This window comes from Pseudomonas triclosanedens, assembly GCF_026686735.1.
In the GTDB taxonomy this organism is placed as follows: Bacteria; Pseudomonadota; Gammaproteobacteria; order Pseudomonadales; family Pseudomonadaceae; genus Pseudomonas; species Pseudomonas triclosanedens.
In genome coordinates, this window is sequence record NZ_CP113432.1 from 2,206,029 (window position 1) to 2,224,649 (window position 18,621).

Below are 18,621 nucleotides of genomic sequence, written 5' to 3' on the forward strand. Positions count from 1 at the left end.
ACCCTTGCGCCCACTGTCCCGCCCCCGAAAGCGATAGGCCGATGCTGGACCTGAGCACCTGGAACCTGACCACTCCCCAGCGCGGCCCGGCCGCGACCGTTTCCACTGCAATGCTGCGCCGCGATTACCAGAGCCCGTACTTCCACCGCAGCGCCAGCGGCGTGGAGTTCTGGGTGCCGGTGAACGGCGCGCATACCCACGGCAGCGAATTCCCGCGTACCGAGCTGCGCGAGACTTCGCCCAGCGGCGCGCTGCTATCCTGGCGCTATCCGAATGCCGACAATCTTTTGGTGGCGACCCTGCGCGTGGATGCAGTGCCATCCAGCCGGCGCATGGTGATCGGGCAGATCCACAGCGATGGGCGCAGCAGCGCCGAGGCCCTGCCGCTGGTGAAGCTGGTGTACCAGCAGCGTCTGGACCAGGGCCGCGTGCAGGCGCTGGTGCGTGACCGGCCCGACGACGCGGCCACCCGCACCTACACCGTGTACGACGGCATTCCGCTGGGCACCGCTTTCAGCTACCGATTGGGTGTGTCGCGCAGTGGCATCCTGAGCATCCAGGTCAACGACGGCCAGTTGCGCCAGCAACTTGATCCGCAATGGGCCCACCAGGGGCTGTACTTCAAGGCCGGGCTCTATCTGCAGGACAATCGCGGCCCGGCGACCGAAGGCGGGCGGGCCACCTTCAGCAACCTGACCATCTTTCACCAATGAGGACGTTCCCCATGCCGTTGCGCAAATCCCTGGCTCTTTCCCTGCTGCTGCCGGCTGCCCTGGCGCAGGCGACGCCGGGGGACGATTTCGCCGACTGCCTGGATCGCCTGCGGGGCGCGGCGCAGTCCGCGGGCGTCAGCGCGGCCAGTTATGCGCGCTTCACCCAGGGCCTGCAGGCGGACATGAGCGTGCTGCCATTGCTCGATGCGCAGCCGGAGTTCACCACGCCGATCTGGGATTACCTGGCCGGGTTGGTGGACGAGCAGCGCGTGGCCGACGGCAAGGCGAGGATGAGCGAGCACGCCGACCTGCTGCGCAAGGTTGCCGCGCGCTATCAGGTCGACCCGGCTGCGGTGGTCGCCGTGTGGGGCGTCGAGAGCGATTACGGGCGCATCACCGGCAAGCGGCCGTTGCTGGTGTCGCTGTCCACGCTGTCGTGCTACGGCCGTCGCCAGGCGTTCTTCCGTGGGGAGTTCTTCGCCGCGCTCAAGCTGTTGCAGCAGGGCGATATCCGCGACAGCGGCATCACCGGCTCTTGGGCGGGCGCCTTCGGCCAGACGCAGTTCATGCCCTCCACCTACGCGCGCATTGCCGAGGATTTCGATGGCGACGGCCACCGCGACCTGGTGGGCAGCACCGCCGACGCACTGGCGTCCACCGCCAATTACCTGCGCAAGGCGGGCTGGCGCGAGGGCCAGCCGTGGGGCTACGAGGTACGCCTGCCGGCGGGTTTCGACCCGGCGCTGGCGGGGCGCACCAAGCGTCGGGCGATCTCCGACTGGACGGCGCGCGGTGTGATGCGCGTCGATGGCAAGCCGATCCCTGATATCGACTCCAGGGCGGCCATCCTGATGCCGGCGGGCAAGCAGGGGCCGGCATTCCTGGTGCTGCGCAACTATGACGCGATCTATTCGTACAACGCGGCAGAAAGTTATGCACTGGCCATCGCTCTGTTGTCCGATCGCCTGCGCGGCGAGCCGGGTCTGCGCACGCCGTGGCCGACCGACGATCCCGGGCTGAGCCGGGCCGAGCGCAAGACGTTGCAGGAGTTGCTGCTGCAACGCGGTTACGACATCGGCAAGGCTGACGGGATGATCGGCGACGTTACGCGCCGGGCGATCCAGGAAGAACAGCACAAGCGCGGCATCGAGCCGGCCGATGGTCGCGCCGGGCAGAAGATTCTCAAGGCGTTGCAGGGCGGGTAGACGACACGCCAAAACGACAAAGGCCCCGACGGGGCCTTTGCTTTTTGGCGGAGCGGACCGTGACCGAGATGCGCCGGTTGTTGTGGTGGTGGACGGAAAGCCTCCCGGCGCTCAATCCCAGCCCTTTACCCCCGTCATGTCTGGCAGGTGGTGGGCTATCCCCTTGTGGCAGTCGATGCACGTTGCCTCGCCCGATGCCAGGGCGGTGGAGTGCATCTGCCGCGCCCGCTGGCTCTGGCGGGTGAAGTCCATGAACTCGAAGTTGTGGCAGTTGCGGCACTCCAGCGAGTCGTTGGCCTTCAGCCTTGCCCATTCGTGCTCGGCGAGTTCGCGACGATGGTCGAGGAATTTCTCGCGGGTGTTGATGGTGCCGAAGATCTTGCCCCAGACCTCCTTGGACGCCTGCATCTTGCGCGCGATCTTGTCGGTCCACTTGTGTGGCACGTGGCAGTCCGGGCAGGTGGCGCGCACACCGGAGCGGTTGGTGTAGTGGATGGTGTCCTTGAGCTCGACGTAGACGTTGTCGCGCATCTCGTGGCACGAGATGCAGAACGCCTCGGTGTTGGTCGCCTCCAGTGCGGTGTTGAAGCCGCCCCAGAAGATGATCCCGGCAACGAAGCCGGCCAGCGTCAGGAAGCCCAGGCTGTAGTGCACGCTGGGCCTGCGCAGGATGCTCCAGTAGCCCTTGAGCCAGGCGAACAGTGCTTTCATGCTGCCTCCTCAGGGATTTCCGGTGGATGTGCCGTCGGCCTTGCCGGTGGCGGTGCCCCGGGCGGCGTCGCGCTGGAGAATCTTGTCGATGTCCTCGAAGGTATTGCCCACCAGCGGCTTCACATCCTTCTGCGGGACGTGGCACTGCACGCAGAAGTAGCGGCGTGGAGCGACGGAGGCGAGTGGCTGGCCGTCGCGGTCCATGTAGTGGGTGATGCTGATCATCGGCGCCTGCACCCGCGCGCTGTTCGACCGGCTGTGACAGGACAGGCACTTGTTGCTGTTGCTGTCGATGCGGTAGCCGGCGATGGTGTGCGGGATGGTTGGCGGCTGTTCGGGGTAGTTGCGTTCGCGGCGCACGTCCTTGTTCTCGTCGCTTGCCAGCGGCGGCGCGGGGCGGTCCTCGGTGATGCTGCCGCCGGGGCGGCGACCGTCGGGCGCCGGGGCGTCCAGCGGGTAGCTGACGTCGGCGGCCAGCGCGGCGAACGAGAGGAACATCAGCAGCAGGGTAGGGATCGTCTTGTTCATCACGCGCTCCTCAGGCCAGGCTGACCAGTTCGATGCGCACCGCGCACTTCTTGAAGTCGGTCTGCTTGGAGATCGGGTCGGTGGCGTCCAAGGTGACCTTGTTGATCAGCTTGTTGGCGTCGAAGAACGGCACGAACACCAGGCCCTGGGGCGGCTTGTTGCGGCCTCGTGTTTCCACCCGCGCACGCATCTCGCCGCGCCGGCTGATCAGCTTGACCTCGCTGCCGCGCCGCAGCTTGAGCTGGCGGGCATCGTCGGGGTGCATGTAGACCAGCGCGTCGGGCACTGCCTTGTACAGCTCCGGCACGCGGGCGGTCATGCTGCCGGTGTGCCAGTGTTCGAGCACGCGGCCGGTGCACAGCCAGAACGGGTACTGCTGGTCCGGTGCCTCGGCCGCCGGCTCGTAGGGCAGGGCGAAGATGATCGCCTTCTTGTCCGGGTAGCCGTAGAACTGCACGCCGCTGCCGGCGGTGACGTAGGGATCGTAGCCTTCGCGGTAGCGCCAGAGGGTTTCCTTGCCGTCGACCACCGGCCAGCGCAGGCCGCGCGCCTCGTGGTAGGCGTCGAATGGCGCGAGATCATGGCCGTGGCCGCGGCCGAAGCTGGCGTACTCCTCGAACAGGCCCTTCTGCAGGTAGAAGCCGAAGTCCTTGGCCTCGTCGTTTTCGAAGCCCTTGGCGATCTCGTCGTTGCCGAAGGCGTCGACCTGGCCGTTCTTGTAGAGCACCTCGAAGAGGGTCTTGCCCTTGAGTTGCGGCGCCTTGGCCAGCAGTTCGGCGGGCCAGACCTCGTCGGTGGTGAAGCGCTTGGAGAATTCCACGAGCTGCCAGAGGTCGGATTTCGCCTCACCCGGCGCCTTCACCAACTGGTGCCAGAACTGCGTGCGGCGCTCGGCGTTGCCGAATGCGCCTTCCTTTTCCACCCACATGGCGCTGGGCAGGATCAGGTCGGCGGCCTGCGCCGAAACGGTGGGGTACACGTCGGAGACGATCACGAAGTTCTCCGGGTTGCGCCAGCCCGGCAGGACTTCCTGCATGATGTTCGGCCCGGCCTGCATGTTGTTGCATACCTGGGTCCAGTACACGTTGAGCACGCCGTCCTTGAGCATCCGGCTCTGCTGCACGGCGTGGAAGCCGACTTTCTCCTGGATGGTCCCGGCGGGCACCTTCCAGATTTTCTCGGCGGTCTCGCGGTGCTTGGGGTTGGTCACCACCAGGTCGGCCGGCAGGCGGTGGGAGAAGGTGCCGACCTCGCGTGCGGTACCGCAGGCGGACGGTTGGCCGGTGAGGGAGAAGGGGCTGTTGCCCGGCTCGCTGATCTTCCCGGTGAGCAGGTGGATGTTGTAGATCAGGTTGTTCGCCCAGACCCCGCGGGTGTGCTGGTTGAAGCCCATCGTCCAGAACGACACCACCTTGCGTTTGGGGTCGGCATACAGCTCGGCCAGGGCCTTGAGCCGCTCGGCCGGTACACCGGACTCCTTCGCCGTGCGCTCCAGCGTGTAGGGTTTGACGAAGGCGGCGAATTCGTCGAAGCCGATGTCGCTCCAGGTGTTGGCCTTGTCTGCGTTCTTTGCCTTCTGCTCCAGCGGGGCGGTGGGGCGCAGACCGTAGCCGATGTCTTCCGCGCCGTGGGCGAAGCGGGTGTGCTTGTCGACGAAGTCGCGGTTCACCGCACCGCTTTCGATGATGTGGTTGGCGATGTAGTTGAGGATGTAGAGGTCGGTCTGCGGGTGGAACACCATCGGGATGTCGGCCAGGTCGAAGCTGCGATGCTCGAAGGTGGACAGCACCGCCACCTTCACCTGCGGCGCGCTGAGCCGGCGGTCGGTGACCCGTGACCACAGCACCGGGTGCATCTCCGCCATGTTAGAGCCCCACAGTACGAAGGTGTCGGTGGCTTCGATGTCGTCATAGCAGCCCATCGGTTCGTCCATGCCGAAACTGCGCATGAAGCCCATCACCGCTGAGGCCATGCAGTGGCGCGCGTTGGGGTCGATGTTGTTGGAGCGCAGCCCGGCCTTGAACAGTTTGTTGGCTGCGTAGCCTTCCCATACCGTCCACTGCCCGGAGCCGAACATACCGATGGAGCCCGGCCCCTTGGCCTTGAGCGAGGCCTTGAACTTCTCGGCCATGATGTCGAAGGCCTGGTCCCAGGTGATCGCCTGGAACTCGCCCTGCTTGTCGAACTTGCCGTCCTTTATGCGCAGCAGCGGGCGGGTCAGGCGGTCGCTGCCGTACATGATCTTCGACAGGAAGTAGCCCTTCACGCAGTTGATGCCGCGGTTCACCTCGGCCTTGATGTCACCGTGGGTGGCGACGACCTTGCCGTCGCGGGTGGCGACCATCACGCTGCATCCGGTGCCGCAGAAGCGGCAGGGGGCCTTGTTCCAGTCCAGGCGGGTCATGTCCGCGTCGGTGATCAGGTTGCTGGCGGAGCTCAGGATCGGCAGCCCCGCGGCGGCCGCTGCGATGGCGGCGGCGTTGGCCTTGGCGAACTGGCGTCGGGTCAGGTTCATCGGGCACCTCCGACCTGGGCGAGGGCGGGTTCGGGTTCGATCTGCGGGGCTTCGGGGGATTCGACGATCTCGTGATAGACCAGCACGGCGTTGAGCACGCCGGGCAGGTTCTGGATGGTGTTCAGGTTGTCGAGGATGCTCGCCTCATGTTCGGCTTCGAGCACCACCACCAGCTTTCCCATCGGGCTTTGCTGGTGGACCTCCAGGTGCGGCAGTCGCAACAGGTTGGCCTTAACCGTCTCCAGCAGCTCGGGTTGGGTGTGCACGATCAGGCTGGCGATCTGGATGCTCTGGGGCATCTTGGATTCAGGCATGGATGGCCTCACGGGTCAGATGGATGGCGTTGCCGGGGCAGGGTGCGAGGCACGCGCCGCAGCCGTTGCACAGGTCGGTATCGAGGGTCGGAAGCGCCGCGCCGCCCAGTTGTGGACGGAAGCGGATGGCGCGTGGCTCGCAGGCGTCGTCGCAACTGCGGCAATGGATACCGGCCAGTGCCAGGCAGTGCTCGTCGATGTGCGCGTGCCAGGCAAAGGCTTGCCGCGCGAGGTCGAACACGCCGGCCTTGCAGACGCTGGCGCACTCGCCGCACAGACTGCATCCGGCATGGCTGAAGTCGAGCTGCGGGAAGCCGCCGTCGCCGATGCGCAACACCTGCTCCGGGCAGGCGTCGACGCAGGCGTTGCAGCGGCTGCAGCCTTCGAGAAAATCGCTGGCGGTCCAGGGCGGGCGGCGAACGTCAGGCGCCCCACCGAGCCGCCGCAGCAAGGTGCGACGGGCGAGCACGATGGCACTCCTACGATGGCGGGCCGGGCGGCCCCACCACCAGTTGGTACATCCAGACGATGAATCCATAGCCACCGACGATGGCCACGGACAGCAGAGGGAACAGGCAGATCACGAGGAACAGGAACAGCCGGGTCTCTTTGCCTTTCTCCGTGCTCGGTCCGGTCTCTTCGTTCATGGGGTCAGCCTCCCGCCAACGATTGGAGTTCAGACTAGACCCTGCGCCGCATGTGGACAAAAGCCCGCGATGCAGCCGGACGAATGGCGAGGCACGCAACCTTCCGCTCGTTCAGCACTGGTTCAGTGAACCGACAGGTTCCGTTCAGTGGCCGGCCCTTAACCTGCTCCCGTCAACCAATTACTCATTCCTTGACGGGAGAATCCCATGAAAACCATGAAGAAGATCGCCCTCGCCAGTGCCATCCTCGGTGCCAGCGTCGCCGCAACCGCAGCCAGTGCCGCCGAGCCGTTCGTAGGTATCACCTGGGGCGAAACCAGCAACAACATCCAGAAATCCGATGCGCTGAACCGCAACCTGAACAACCCCAAGTTCGACAGCGTGATCAACAACAGCGGCACCTGGGGTGTGCGCGCCGGCCAGCAGATGGACCAGGGGCGCTACTACGTGACCTACGAGAACGTGTCCGATACCGAGAACGGTCTCAAGCTGCGCCAGCAGAACCTGCTCGGCAGCTACGACGCCTTCCTGCCGCTGGGTGATAACGGCACCAAGCTGTTCGGCGGCGGTACCGCCGGCCTGGTCAAGCTGGAGCAGGACTCCAAGGGCTACAGCCGCGACAGCGACGTCGGTTACGCCATCGGCGCCCAAGCCGGTATCCTCCAGGAAGTCGGCAAGAACGCATCGCTGGAAGGCGGCTACCGTTACCTGCGTACCAATGCCAGTACCGAGATGAGTCCGCATGGCGGCGGCAAGGTCGGATCGCTGGACCTGCACAGCAGCTCGCAGTTCTACCTGGGGGCCAACTACAAGTTCTGACCGATACTGCAACCGGGCCGCGCTAGGCCCGGTTGCCTGATTAAGGGAGCAAGCGCATGAAACTGCTGGTGGTGGAAGACGAGGCGCTGTTGCGTCATCACCTGTATACCCGGCTCGGCGAGCAAGGCCACGTGGTCGATGCCGTGGCCGATGCCGAAGAGGCGCTGTACCGCGCCAACGAATACCACCATGACCTGGCAATGATCGATCTCGGCCTGCCGGGCATGAGCGGCCTGGACCTGATCCGCGAGTTCCGCAGCCAGGGCAAGACCTTCCCGATCCTCATCCTCACCGCTCGCGGTAACTGGCAGGACAAGGTCGAGGGCCTGGCCGCCGGCGCCGACGACTACGTGGTGAAACCGTTCCAGTTCGAGGAGCTGGAAGCGCGCCTGAATGCGCTGCTGCGCCGCTCCAGCGGCTTCTCCCAGTCGACCATCGAAGCCGGGCCGTTGCTGCTCGACACCAATCGCAAGCAGGCGCTGGTCAACGGCGAGTCGCTGCAACTGACCGCGTTCGAATACCGCATCCTCGAATACCTCATGCGACATCACCAGCAGGTGGTGGCCAAGGAGCGGTTGATCGAGCAGCTCTACCCGGACGACGAGGAGCGCGACCCGAACGTGATCGAGGTGCTGGTCGGCCGCCTGCGCCGCAAGCTTGAGGCTGCCGAAGGTTTCAAACCCATCGATACGGTGCGCGGCCAGGGCTACATCTTCAACGAGTTGTGCAAGTGATCCGTTCGCTGCGCGTTCGTCTGATGATCGGTGCGGCGACCCTTGCCGTCCTGTTCATGGCGGCACTCCTGCCGGCGTTGCAGCGGGCGTTCAGCATCGCCCTGGAGAACGCCATCCAGCAGCGCCTGGCGGCGGACGTGGCGACGCTGGTGTCGGCCGCGCGCATAGAGGGTGATCGGCTGAGCATGCCCGAGCATCTGCCGGTGGAAGACTTCAACCTTCCCGAATCCAAGCTGCTGGGCTTCATCTACGATCAGTCGGGCCAGCTTGTCTGGCGTTCCACCTCGGCTCAGGACGAGACTGTCGAATACTCGCCCAAGTACGACGGCATGATGGATGAGTTCACCCGCATCCGCGACGCTTCCGGCCAGGAGTTCTTCGTCTACGACGTTGAAATCGACCTGCTCGGCGGCAAGCAGGCGGCCTACAGCATTGTCACCATGCAGCCGGAAAGCGAGTTCCGTGAATTGGTCAGCGGCTTCCGCGACCAGCTCTATCTCTGGCTCGGCGGGGCCCTGCTACTGCTGTTGGGGATGCTCTGGCTCGGGCTGGGCTGGGGCTTTCGCTCGATGCGCGGGCTGCGGGCCGAGCTGGACCAGATCGAGGCCGGCGACCGTGAACGCCTGAGCGACGAGCACCCAGACGAAATGCTGCGCCTGACCGGCTCGCTGAACCGTCTGCTCGACAGCGAACGTACCCAGCGCGAGCGCTACCGCAATTCCTTGGGCGACCTCGCGCACAGTCTGAAGACGCCGCTGGCGGTGTTGCAGGGCGTCAGCGAGAAGCTCGCCGCGCAGCCGCAGAACCGCGAGCAGGTGCATGTTCTGCAAACCCAGATCGAGCGCATGAGCCAGCAGATCGGCTACCAGTTGCAGCGTGCCAGCCTGCGCAAGAGTGGCCTGGTCCGCCATCGTGCGCAGCTCGATCCGCTGCTCGATACCATCAGCGGGGCGCTGGACAAGGTCTACCGCGACAAGCGCGTGCAATTGCAGCGGGACATTCCTCCGGGCTTCGTTCTGCCGCTGGAGAAGGGCGCGCTGCTGGAGATGCTCGGCAACCTGCTGGAGAACGCCTACCGCCTGTGTCTGACCACGGTGAAGGTCAGCGCGCGGAAGAGTGGCCGATGGTTCGAGCTGTGCATCGAGGACGACGGCCCCGGTGTGCCGGTCAGCCAGCGCGAACGCATCCTCAAGCGCGGCGAGCGCCTGGACACCCAGCACCCCGGCCAGGGTATCGGCACGGCGGTGGTGAAGGACATCATCGACAGCTACGACGGCGAGCTGGAGCTGGATGACTCCGAGCTGGGCGGGGCGTGTTTCCGGGTTCGCCTGCCGGGTTAGCGCCGGTTACGCGCCATCTGCCGCCGGAAGGATTTCCAGCAGGGTGAGGTCCAGGCCCAGGGGCTGGAAGAAGTGTTCGATGATGGTCTTCTGGCTGGCCTGCAGGCGGTCGCCGGGTGCCTTGACCTCAACGAAGCGCACTTCTCCCTCCTTCCATAGCGTGAGGTCCGGCCAGCCGCGGCGGAACTGGTACGGATCGTCACCGAAGCGGCGGGCGATGGCCGTCAGGAGCTGCGCACCCAGCACCTGGTAGAGCTCGACGAACATCCAGCGCTGCAAGCCGGGAAAATAGCTGTGGATCAGGGCGTCGCTGCGTGGCTGGTAGAGGCCGCTGGCCGGGTTTCGCTCGAACCAGTGTGCCAGGTTGGCCCCAAGCTGCTCGGGCGTGGTCCGGCTGATCTGATCGACCAGTTCGTCGACGGGAAAGCGGTCTTCGTCGAAGGCGACATTCCCGGCGTAGAGGGCTTCTACGTAAATGGAAGCGTGCCGTGGAGCGAGCGATGCGAAGGACAGCGCCTTGATCAGGTTGAGCAGCAGGCCGCCCTCGCCGGCATAGCCGCGCCAGCCTTCGGCTTCGAACGCCGCCATCGCCGCACGCTCCACCCGCACCGCTTCACCGCTGGGCAGGCGCCATGTGCGAGGTTCGGCTCCGGGCTTCAACGCTATCGTTTGCGTTGCCACACCCAGGCGTTGGGCCGCCCGTTGCAGCGAGGAGGGTTTCACCTGCGAGTTGGTCATTGTCGTTCGCCGTTGCGATAAGCCCCCGGTGTCAGCCCCGTCCACTTCTTGAACGCGCGATGGAAGGCCGAGGGTTCGGAGAAGCCGAGCTGGTCGGCGATGTCCTGTATCGATAGCTCGTCGCGGCCCAGGTAGTAGATTGCCAGGTCGCGGCGCAGTTGGTCCTTGAGGTCCTGAAAGTTGGCGCCTTCCTCGCGCAGGTGGCGGCGCAGTGTCTGCGGGCTGATGTGCAGTTGCGCGGCGACCTGCTCTAGGTCCGGCCAGTTGCGACAGTCGCGGCCGAGCAGGCGGCGGATCTGGCTGGTCAGGCTGTCACCACCGTCCGGGCGGGCTAGCAGGTCGGCGGGAGAGTCCTTGAGGAAGTGCTTGAGCGTGCGTTCGTCCTGCAGCAGCGGCATGTCCAGGTAGCGCGCCGGCAGCAGCAGGCTGGTGGCGTCGGCGGCGAAGCGGCGCGGGCAGGGGAACAGCAGGTCGTACTCGGCCTGGTGCTCCGGCGCGGGGTAGGTGAAGGTCGCCTGTTCCAGGCGGATGCGCTGGCCGATCAGCCAACTGGCCAGGCGATGCCAGATCAGCAGCAGGCTTTCCACGAGAAAGTGGTCGGGGTCGCGCAAGTGCTGGTCGTCGAGCGTCAGGCGCGCCAGTTCGCCTTCGCGCTGCAGGTGAATCCGCGGCGCAGAGGGGAACAGGTTATAGAACAGCGTGCCCCGGCCCAGGGCCTTTTCCAGCGTGCGGCAGTGAATGATCGCGTTGCACATCATGGCGAAGGTTCCGCGTTTGCTCGGCATCGCGCCAAAGCCCATGTACTCGTCGTCCAGCGCTTCCCACAGGCGCTGTATCAGCCGGCTGAACTGGTCGGGGTCGATGCGTGCGCGGGGCTCGTCGAGGACCGCCGGGGCGATTCCGGCATCGCGCAGCAGGGCCGTCACGTCCAGCCCCTGGCGCCGTGCACCCTGCACGGCGGCGCGGACGAAATGACTGGCAATGGTGCGTTCTCGCATGGGAAATCCTTGTTGTTCTGCCCGTGCGTCATTCGTGCGCGCGGTGTCTCCGGCCGCCGCTGGAGCGGAGGTAGCGGGGTCTACAATCTACGGTACGAAAGGCGTGGCGGATACCCGCCAGAGGGCGGGAAATCCGCCAGCTCGAAGGCGGGTTTCCGCCATTTTCTATCCGTTCCGTGCCGCTCATTTGCGTGCAACTATTTGAAAATAAAGGATTAATTGATTTTATAAAGGTCTGGCACAGCACTTGCCATAAGCGTTCAAGGCCTGCCCGTGGGCAAGCCCTGAAAACAAATTCTCCCATTGCAGGGAGATAACGCGTTCGGTCATGCGCCCCTCGGGAGCGCATGCCGTGAGGACAAAGCTGCCATGACCAAGCAACCCTTCTACAAGAGCCTGTACGTACAGGTGCTGATCGCCATCGCCATCGGTATCGCTCTGGGCCACTTCTACCCGGATACCGCCAAGCTGATGAAGCCGCTGGGCGATGGCTTCGTCAAACTGATCAAGATGGCCATCGCGCCGATCATCTTCTGCACCGTGGTCACCGGCATCGCCGGCATGCAGAACATGAAGGCGGTGGGCAAGACTGGCGGCATGGCGCTGCTGTACTTTGAAATCGTTTCCACCATCGCGCTGATCATCGGCCTGGTCGTGGTCAACGTCGTCCAGCCTGGCGCCGGTATGCACGCCGACGTCGCCACGCTGACCGCAGAGATGAACAAGAACGCGGCGCTCACCGGCTACATCGCTTCCGGTGCGAAGCAGAGCACCATCGACTTCTTCATGAACGTGATCCCCAACACCGTGGTCGGTGCGTTCGCCAATGGCGACATCCTGCAGGTGCTGTTCTTCTCCGTGCTGTTCGGCTACGCGCTGCACCGCATGGGCGACTACGGCCAGCCGGTGTTCCAGTTCATCGATCGCATCACCCACGTGATGTTCAACATCATCAACGTGATCATGAAGGTTGCGCCCATCGGTGCCTTCGGCGCGATGGCATTCACCATCGGTGCCTACGGCCTGGGTTCGCTGGTGCAGCTCGGCCAGTTGATGCTGTGCTTCTACATCACCTGCATCCTCTTCGTGCTGATCGTCCTGGGCGGTATCGCCCGTGCCCACGGCTTCAGCATCCTGCGTTTCATCTCCTACATTCGTGAGGAGCTGCTGATCGTGCTGGGTACCTCGTCTTCCGAGTCTGCCCTGCCGCGCATGATCGCCAAGATGGAGAAGCTGGGTGCCGAGAAGAGCGTGGTGGGCCTGGTCATTCCGACCGGCTACTCGTTCAACCTCGACGGTACCTCGATCTACCTGACGATGGCCGCCGTGTTCATCGCCCAGGCCACCGACACGCCGATGGACATCACCCACCAACTCACCCTGCTGGTGGTGCTGCTGATCGCATCCAAGGGCGCCGCTGGCGTTACCGGTTCGGGCTTCATCGTGCTGGCTGCCACTCTGTCCGCCGTCGGCCACCTGCCGGTTGCTGGCCTTGCGCTGATCCTGGGTATCGACCGCTTCATGTCCGAAGCCCGCGCCCTGACCAACCTGGTGGGCAACGGCGTGGCCACCATCGTGGTCGCCAAATGGTGCAAGCAACTGGACGAGAAGACCCTGGCGAGCGAACTGGCCGCAGGCCCGAGCGGCTCGGCGGAAGTCCAGCCGTCCCATTGAGTATTCGATGAAAGATTCGGCCCGGTGAACGTGAAGCACCGGAGCCTTTCCAGCCCGCTCCCATGAGCGGGCTTTTTTATGGGCGAACGGTTGGCGATACCCATCGATGATTGCGTGGCTGCGTTGATGGGTATCGCATGCTCCACCCATCCTGCGTAGAGATCGGCGCAAGCCCGCTCCATCGGGTCCACTTTCCAGGCAGGTTCGTAGGATGGGTGGAGCGAAGCGATACCCATCGATGATTGCGTGGCCGCGTTGATGGGTATCGCAAGCTCCCCCTATCCTGCGTAGAGATTGGCCCAAGCCCGCTCCATCGGGTCCACTTTCCAGGCAGGTTCGTAGGATGGGTGGAGCGAAGCGATACCCATCGATGATTGAGTAGCTGCGTTGATGGGTATCGCAAGCTGCTATCTGCGATTGCGGCAGGCGGCATATTCGCAGGAGCGCCTTGTCCGCGATCCCGGGGGGAGGAGAGAGGCGCCAGGCGAGTGGCCTGGCGTCGGCAAGGATCAGAGGATGATCTTGTCCTTGAGCTTCTCGGCGGCTTGCTGGAGCGCCTGGATGACCCGTTCCTTGTCGTAGTTCTGTACGTTGTTGGTGTCCAGGTACATGGAGAAGCCCGGCACTTCGTGTTCGATGAAGCTGGGGTTGGAGCCCAGGTCGCGGCGGAAGTCGACCACCTGGTAGATCTGCACCGGCTTGCTGAAGCCCTTCACGGCGATCTGGCCCTTGTCGCGGCACATCAGCACATCCTTCACCAGCGAGTAGGTCTCGTGGCTGATGAGGATTTCACCAGCTTCGGCGGCGCTTTCCAGGCGGCTGGCGAGGTTCACTTCGCGGCCGATGATGGTGTAGTCCATGCGCGTGTCTGCGCCGAAGTTGCCCACCGTGCAGTAGCCGGTGTTCAGGCCCATGCGCACTTCCAGCGGCTTGGTGATGCCCTGGGCGCGCCACTGCTGGCGCATGACCTTCATGTGCTTGCGCATGGCCACGGCCATCGATACCGCTGCCACGGCATCCTTCTTGGCGCCCTGGGTGGCGGGATCGCCGAAGAACACCATCACGCAGTCGCCGACGAACTTGTCGATGGTGCCGCCGTACTTGAGGGCGATCTTCGACATCTCGTTGAGGTAGTTGTTGAGCATGTCGGTGAGCGCTTCGGCTTCCAGTTCCTCGGACAGCTCGGTGAAGCCTTTTATATCGGAGAAGAACACGGTGAGTTTCTTGCGCTGGGTTTCCAGGCGCACGCTGCGCTTGCCGCTGAAGATCGATTCCCAGACCTGCGGCGATAGGTACTTGGCGAGGTTGCTGGCCAGTCGCGCGGCCTTTTCCTGCTCGCCGGTGATCTCCGCGCGGGCCTGGGCCAGGCGCAGGCCTTGCTGGTGGACGAAGAAGGCGGTGACACAGATATAGAAGGTGGAGAACAGTACGCTGACCAGCGCCACCAGGGTTGGCGTGCCGCCCTTGTAGGACGGGGAGACCAGCGCGGCGGCGAACACCGAGGCGCTGAGCATCACCAGAAGCCCCAGGCCGAGGGTGCGCAGGCCGCCGATGATCAGTGCGGAGAACGCCATCACCAGTACCAGCATGAGGCTGGGCACTTCCGAGAAACCCATCAGCGAGGTGGCGACACCGGCGTGCAGCGCGTCGATGAACAGCAGGACCAGGCGGGTGCGCTGCGGGTTGTCATGCTTGTAGCGCCGGCTCAACTGCTGCGCGAGATGCGGGTAGAGCAGGGCGTACGGCACCATCCAGAGGATGTCGTAGCCGAAGTACTTGCCGAAGATGCCGGCGGTGATGGTTGCGGCGATGGCGATGTAGGCCAGCACGCGGGAATGGTATTCGCGCAGGGGGGCGGCGGTGAGCGGGCTGATCGACCGCTCGGTGACGTGAGGCTTCATGCGCAGGAAGTATCCCTAGTGAGTGTCGGCGCGATCCAGATAGGCGCCTGCCGCGCGATTGCGGTTGCGGGATCTTATTCCATGCGCTACCTGCTGGGCCAGCGGCGGTACGCGACGACTCGCCGCGCACCGTCGTTCACCCCGTTCCTATGCCATGCTGCCGTCCGGTTTCTGGTAGATCGATCGGCGCGGCTGGGCGAAAACCCGGCGCAGCATCGGCTCGAAGAACTCCAGTGGCAGGACTTCGCCCTCCGGATCGAACGCGGCGGCGTCGTAGCGGGCGCAGAACTCGATGGTGCGGGCGTACTGCGGGTGGTCCTTGAACTGCTCGCGCAGGTGCCGGTCCAGGCCCAGGTGATGGAAGAAGTAGTAGCCCTGGAAGATCGCGTGTTTCTCGATCATCCAGAGGTTCTCTTCGCTGACGAAGGGCTTGAGGATGGCGGCGGCGATGTCGGCGTGGTTGAAGGAGCCGAGCGTGTCGCCGATGTCGTGGAGCAGGGCGCAGACCACGTACTCCTCGTCGCGGCCATCGCGATGGGCCAGGGTGGCGGTTTGCAGCGAGTGGGTCAGGCGGTCCACCGGGAAACCACCGAAGTCGCCATCGAGCAGGCGCAGGTGGCTGAGGATACGGTCGGGCAGTTGGGCGGCGTACTGGCCGAAGTCCTTGGCAATGATCGCCCAGTCCTCGGCGGTGCCGTCTTCCATGTGGGTGAAGCTGGCGCGTGCGTTCATCAGGCTGTGCTCTTGTGATTGTTGGATGCGACAGCCTCAGTCTAGAACCGCAGTCCTCCGGCGATAGTGGCCGGGCGCGCCAGGCGGGTGTCCCACCAGCCCGCGAGCGAGCAGTTCGGACACGCAATGAAAAAGCCGGAGACGCTGGGCGTCTCCGGCTTTTTATGTCGCTGGCGGGCGTTGCGCGGTTGTGCGCGGGAGCCCGGATCAGTTCGGGGTGTAGATCTGGTCGAAGACGCCGCCGTCGATGAAGTGGGTCTTCTGTACGGTACGCCAGTCGCCGAAGGTCTTCTCCACGGAGAAGAAGTCCACTTTCGGGAAACGGTCCGAGAACTTGGCGAGGATTTCCGGGTTGCGCGGGCGCAGGTAGTTGTTGGCCGCGATAGTCTGGCCTTCGTCGGACCACAAGTACTTCAGGTAGGCTTCGGCCTGTTCGCGGGTGCCTTTCTTGTCGACCACTTTGTCGACCACTGTTACTGGCGGTTCGGCTTCGGCGGATACGCTGGGGTAGACCACCTCGAAGCCGCCACGGCCGAACTCGCGGGCGATCATCTCGGCTTCGTTCTCGAAGGTCACCAGCACGTCACCGATCTGGTTCTGCATGAAGGTAGTGGTCGCCGCGCGGCCGCCGGTATCCAGCACCGGGACGTTCTTGAACAGTTGGCCGACGAATTCCTTGGCCTTGGCTTCATCGGCGCCGTGCTTCTGCGCGTAGCCCCAGGCGGAGAGGTAGGTGTAGCGGCCGTTGCCCGAGGTCTTCGGGTTGGGCACCACGACCTGCACGCCCGGCTTCACCAGGTCGTCCCAGTCCTTCAGGCCCTTCGGGTTGCCCTTGCGCACGATGAACACGGTGGCGGAGGTGAACGGCGCGCTGTTGTTGGGCAGTCGCGCGGCCCAGTCCTTGGGTACCAGGCCACCGTTGTCGGCCAGGGCGTCGATGTCGGTGGCCTGGTTCATGGTGATGACGTCGGCGGGCAGACCGTCGATGACCGCGCGCGCCTGCTTGCTGGAGCCGCCGTGGGACATCTGGATGGTGATCTTCTCGCCTTTCTCTTCCTGCCAGTGCTTCTGGAAGGCAGCGTTGTAGTCCTTGTAGAAGTCGCGCATCACGTCGTAGGAGACGTTGAGCAGGGGCTGGGCAGCCTGGGCGGCGGAGGCCAGGGCGAGGCCGGCGGCCAGCAGCGAGGCGCTGAACAGACGTTTCATGGCAGGTCCTTATCGGAGAAGAATTCCAGTCGCGCGACTATAACGACCGGTTATATAAAGGAACAATATCCAATTCGACTTTGCTTAGAACCAACCGCGCGCCCGCCGCTAGTCGAGCCCGGATACCTGCAGGTCTTTCGGGTATTCGACGCTGAAGGCCAGCTTCACGCTGCGTTTTTCCCCCGGCGCGAGGTTCCAGTCCCACTGCAGCCGGCCGTCGTCTTCGCGGCTGAAGCCCTGGCCCGCTGGCTCCAGTAGCGTGACCTGGATCTGCTCGTTGCGCGATACCGGCAACTGGTCCTTGAACAGCAGGCGCTGGGCGCTGCCGTGGTTGTTCTGCACGTCGATGCGGAATTCGTAGGTCACCCGCTTGCGACCGCCGGTGAGACCGGTGTAGTCGGTGTAGCGCTTGACCAGCTTGCGCTTGATCGACATCGCGTCGTCGCCGCCAAGGGCCAGTTCGAAGGGCTCGCCGGGCATCACCGCGCGCATCTCGCCGCTGGCGACGAAGGTGTTGCCGAGAAAGGTGTTGAGCGTGCCCGGCAGCAGCGGGAAGTCGCTGGTGTTGCGCGTCACGGCCTGGAGATAAGCGGTTTCGCGCAGCGCCGGGGCGGCGAGGTAGCGCAGGGTCGCCGGCAGCTTGAAGCGGGCGATGGCGACCTTCTGTGCGCCGCCACCGCTGTTGAGCGTGGCGCGAGCGGGGATATGGAAGGAGGCGCTGGTGGTGGCAGCGCTGACTTCCGCTTCGGGCGGCGGCATCTCCGCAAGTTCGGCGAGCACCTTGCTTTGCGCCGCCATGTCGAGCATCGCCGTGGCCCTGGGCGCCGCTGGTGCCGGAGCGGGGCGGCTGGCAAGCGATGCGACGCGCTCGATGGCGGTGTCGACGAACCACGGCGTCAGCGCCGGCACCGCGCTGCCCAGGCTCGGCCGCGCGGTGGAAAGTGTCAGGTCGACATCGCTCCAGTCCTCCCCGCTGTTCTGCCGAACGATGCCCTGGTAGGTCATCTCCACCTGCTCCTCGCCGTCGCGCAGGCGGGCGTCGTAGGCGGGCCGCCAGGAGGCGTCGTAGAGCGTGTAGCTCAGTTGAACCCGGACCTGCGCCGGCTGCTCGGTGGCAATGCGCAACACGGCGCGCTTGTAGTGGGTGCCATCGTCGGCGAGGCTGCCGCGCTGGTTTTCCAGCGCTTCCTTGCGCCGCTCGAGTGCCTGGGTTTGCTCCTCCAGCTTGCGCTGCTCGGCGAGGATACGTTCCAGGCCGGTTTCGCTCAGTTGCAGCAGGCTCTTGAGTTCTTCGATACCCGGCATGGGCTGGTCCTGGCGTGGCTTGCTGGTGCCGGCCTGGATGTCGGCGAGGTACTGCTTCTGGTTTTCCAGCACGCTGTTGCGGTCGCTGACCTCCCGCTGCTGGCGGGCAATCTCCCGCAATTGGTCATCGAGTCGCTGCAGGCGGTCATCGTCGGAGCGTTCGGCTATCTGTGCGGCGCTGCTGACGTCGAGCAGCGTGGCGGCGGCATTGGCACTGATCGATGCCTGCAGGCTGGCCTCGTCGATCCGCTCGGGGAGGCGCTCCAGGGCGATTTCATGCTGGCCTGCGGGCAGCTCCAGGCGTGCGGTGCGGGTGACGATGGCGCGGTCGGTGTACACCGTGACGGCGCTGATGCGGCTGTCGACAGCGCGTGGGGCGGCGAGAAGGAGCGGGCTGCCGAGCAGGCTGGTGGCCGCCAGGGCGAGCAGCAGTGGTCGATGGTGCATGGAGTCATCCTCAGGCATGGAGGGGTAAATGAATCGGGGCGCCTGCATGGCGCCGGTCCCTGATGCCTGTGACGAAGGTGCCGGAGCAAACGGG

18 protein-coding genes are annotated in these 18,621 nt (G+C 64.8%); 6 read left to right on the forward strand and 12 right to left on the reverse strand.

Features of this window, described 5'->3' with window-relative positions; translation table 11 throughout:
- Positions 1-41 precede the first annotated feature (41 nt).
- Complete coding sequence (locus OU419_RS10430; protein ID WP_254472091.1) at positions 42-713, forward strand: polysaccharide lyase family 7 protein; 672 nt, start codon at positions 42-44, stop codon at positions 711-713.
- Between the two features lie 17 nt (positions 714-730).
- Positions 731-1,918, forward strand: a complete 1,188-nt coding sequence (locus tag OU419_RS10435) for a lytic murein transglycosylase (RefSeq protein WP_408004952.1) — start codon at positions 731-733, stop codon at positions 1,916-1,918.
- A gap of 111 nt (positions 1,919-2,029) precedes the next feature.
- Here the strand turns inward: OU419_RS10435 and OU419_RS10440 are convergent, their stop codons facing one another.
- Genes OU419_RS10440 through napE form a run of 6 tightly spaced genes read right to left on the reverse strand, consistent with a single transcriptional unit; the run spans position 2,030 to position 6,633 of the window.
- Complete coding sequence (locus OU419_RS10440) at positions 2,030-2,629, reverse strand: cytochrome c3 family protein (protein ID WP_254472093.1); 600 nt, start codon at positions 2,627-2,629, stop codon at positions 2,030-2,032.
- Positions 2,630-2,638: 9 nt separating this feature from the next.
- Positions 2,639-3,157: a nitrate reductase cytochrome c-type subunit gene (locus OU419_RS10445; RefSeq protein ID WP_254472094.1), complete on the reverse strand. Its 519-nt coding sequence runs from the start codon at positions 3,155-3,157 to the stop codon at positions 2,639-2,641.
- 10 nt (positions 3,158-3,167) lie between these two features.
- Positions 3,168-5,672, reverse strand: coding sequence for a nitrate reductase catalytic subunit NapA (gene napA / locus OU419_RS10450; RefSeq protein WP_254472095.1), 2,505 nt, complete (start codon positions 5,670-5,672; stop codon positions 3,168-3,170).
- Positions 5,669-5,971, reverse strand: coding sequence for a chaperone NapD (locus OU419_RS10455; RefSeq protein WP_326494077.1), 303 nt, complete (start codon positions 5,969-5,971; stop codon positions 5,669-5,671). The genes napA and OU419_RS10455 overlap by 4 nt, the downstream gene beginning before the upstream one ends.
- A 7-nt stretch (positions 5,972-5,978) precedes the next feature.
- Positions 5,979-6,455 carry a ferredoxin-type protein NapF gene (napF, locus tag OU419_RS10460; RefSeq protein WP_254472097.1) on the reverse strand — a complete coding sequence of 159 codons (477 nt, stop codon included), beginning with the start codon at positions 6,453-6,455 and terminating at the stop codon, positions 5,979-5,981.
- A 10-nt stretch (positions 6,456-6,465) separates the two neighbouring features.
- Complete coding sequence (gene napE / locus OU419_RS10465; RefSeq protein ID WP_254472098.1) at positions 6,466-6,633, reverse strand: periplasmic nitrate reductase, NapE protein; 168 nt, start codon at positions 6,631-6,633, stop codon at positions 6,466-6,468.
- Positions 6,634-6,840: 207 nt separating this feature from the next.
- Here napE and OU419_RS10470 point away from each other — a divergent pair, with 207 nt between their 5' ends.
- Genes OU419_RS10470 through OU419_RS10480 form a run of 3 tightly spaced genes read left to right on the forward strand, consistent with a single transcriptional unit; the run spans position 6,841 to position 9,526 of the window.
- Positions 6,841-7,452, forward strand: a complete 612-nt coding sequence (locus OU419_RS10470; RefSeq protein ID WP_254472099.1) for a hypothetical protein — start codon at positions 6,841-6,843, stop codon at positions 7,450-7,452.
- Between the two features lie 56 nt (positions 7,453-7,508).
- Positions 7,509-8,186, forward strand: coding sequence for a response regulator (locus tag OU419_RS10475; protein ID WP_254472100.1), 678 nt, complete (start codon positions 7,509-7,511; stop codon positions 8,184-8,186).
- Positions 8,183-9,526: an ATP-binding protein gene (locus OU419_RS10480; RefSeq protein ID WP_254472101.1), complete on the forward strand. Its 1,344-nt coding sequence runs from the start codon at positions 8,183-8,185 to the stop codon at positions 9,524-9,526. Before OU419_RS10475 ends, OU419_RS10480 begins: the two co-directional genes overlap by 4 nt.
- A 6-nt stretch (positions 9,527-9,532) precedes the next feature.
- Here OU419_RS10480 and OU419_RS10485 read toward each other — a convergent pair whose 3' ends face one another.
- Together OU419_RS10485 and OU419_RS10490 are read right to left on the reverse strand one after the other, a co-directional pair.
- Positions 9,533-10,264 (reverse strand): VRR-NUC domain-containing protein, encoded by a 732-nt coding sequence (locus OU419_RS10485; protein ID WP_254472102.1) that lies wholly within the window; start codon positions 10,262-10,264, stop codon positions 9,533-9,535.
- Positions 10,261-11,262, reverse strand: coding sequence for an AraC family transcriptional regulator (locus OU419_RS10490; protein WP_254472103.1), 1,002 nt, complete (start codon positions 11,260-11,262; stop codon positions 10,261-10,263). Before OU419_RS10490 ends, OU419_RS10485 begins: the two co-directional genes overlap by 4 nt.
- 369 nt (positions 11,263-11,631) lie before the next feature.
- Between OU419_RS10490 and OU419_RS10495 the strand changes: the two genes are divergently transcribed.
- Complete coding sequence (locus tag OU419_RS10495) at positions 11,632-12,936, forward strand: dicarboxylate/amino acid:cation symporter (protein WP_254472104.1); 1,305 nt, start codon at positions 11,632-11,634, stop codon at positions 12,934-12,936.
- A gap of 509 nt (positions 12,937-13,445) precedes the next feature.
- On the opposite strand, the gene OU419_RS10500 is transcribed toward OU419_RS10495, so the two are convergent.
- From OU419_RS10500 to OU419_RS10515, 4 genes are all read right to left on the reverse strand, one after another.
- The gene (locus tag OU419_RS10500; protein ID WP_254472105.1) at positions 13,446-14,837 is read right to left on the reverse strand and encodes an adenylate/guanylate cyclase domain-containing protein; all 1,392 of its coding nucleotides are present in this window, start codon (positions 14,835-14,837) and stop codon (positions 13,446-13,448) included.
- A 147-nt stretch (positions 14,838-14,984) separates the two neighbouring features.
- Positions 14,985-15,569: an HD domain-containing protein gene (locus OU419_RS10505; RefSeq protein WP_254472106.1), complete on the reverse strand. Its 585-nt coding sequence runs from the start codon at positions 15,567-15,569 to the stop codon at positions 14,985-14,987.
- A 207-nt stretch (positions 15,570-15,776) separates the two neighbouring features.
- Positions 15,777-16,775, reverse strand: a complete 999-nt coding sequence (locus tag OU419_RS10510; RefSeq protein WP_254472107.1) for a sulfate ABC transporter substrate-binding protein — start codon at positions 16,773-16,775, stop codon at positions 15,777-15,779.
- Positions 16,776-16,883: 108 nt separating this feature from the next.
- Positions 16,884-18,527 (reverse strand): mucoidy inhibitor MuiA family protein, encoded by a 1,644-nt coding sequence (locus OU419_RS10515; protein WP_254472108.1) that lies wholly within the window; start codon positions 18,525-18,527, stop codon positions 16,884-16,886.
- Positions 18,528-18,621: the final 94 nt, after the last annotated feature.

Excerpts from the sequence above, each read along its gene's own strand:
- OU419_RS10455 (WP_326494077.1), bottom strand. The coding sequence starts at position 5,971 with ATGCCCCAGAGCATCCAGATCGCCAGCCTGATCGTGCACACCCAACCC.
- OU419_RS10495 (WP_254472104.1), top strand. The coding sequence starts at position 11,632 with ATGACCAAGCAACCCTTCTACAAGAGCCTGTACGTACAGGTGCTGATC.
- OU419_RS10440 (WP_254472093.1), bottom strand. The coding sequence starts at position 2,629 with ATGAAAGCACTGTTCGCCTGGCTCAAGGGCTACTGGAGCATCCTGCGC.
- napE (WP_254472098.1), bottom strand. The coding sequence starts at position 6,633 with ATGAACGAAGAGACCGGACCGAGCACGGAGAAAGGCAAAGAGACCCGG.
- OU419_RS10485 (WP_254472102.1), bottom strand. The coding sequence starts at position 10,264 with ATGACCAACTCGCAGGTGAAACCCTCCTCGCTGCAACGGGCGGCCCAA.
- OU419_RS10505 (WP_254472106.1), bottom strand. The coding sequence starts at position 15,569 with ATGAACGCACGCGCCAGCTTCACCCACATGGAAGACGGCACCGCCGAG.
- OU419_RS10475 (WP_254472100.1), top strand. The coding sequence starts at position 7,509 with ATGAAACTGCTGGTGGTGGAAGACGAGGCGCTGTTGCGTCATCACCTG.
- OU419_RS10445 (WP_254472094.1), bottom strand. The coding sequence starts at position 3,157 with ATGAACAAGACGATCCCTACCCTGCTGCTGATGTTCCTCTCGTTCGCC.
- OU419_RS10470 (WP_254472099.1), top strand. The coding sequence starts at position 6,841 with ATGAAAACCATGAAGAAGATCGCCCTCGCCAGTGCCATCCTCGGTGCC.
- OU419_RS10510 (WP_254472107.1), bottom strand. The coding sequence starts at position 16,775 with ATGAAACGTCTGTTCAGCGCCTCGCTGCTGGCCGCCGGCCTCGCCCTG.
- napA (WP_254472095.1), bottom strand. The coding sequence starts at position 5,672 with ATGAACCTGACCCGACGCCAGTTCGCCAAGGCCAACGCCGCCGCCATC.
- OU419_RS10515 (WP_254472108.1), bottom strand. The coding sequence starts at position 18,527 with ATGCACCATCGACCACTGCTGCTCGCCCTGGCGGCCACCAGCCTGCTC.
- OU419_RS10430 (WP_254472091.1), top strand. The coding sequence starts at position 42 with ATGCTGGACCTGAGCACCTGGAACCTGACCACTCCCCAGCGCGGCCCG.
- OU419_RS10490 (WP_254472103.1), bottom strand. The coding sequence starts at position 11,262 with ATGCGAGAACGCACCATTGCCAGTCATTTCGTCCGCGCCGCCGTGCAG.
- OU419_RS10500 (WP_254472105.1), bottom strand. The coding sequence starts at position 14,837 with ATGAAGCCTCACGTCACCGAGCGGTCGATCAGCCCGCTCACCGCCGCC.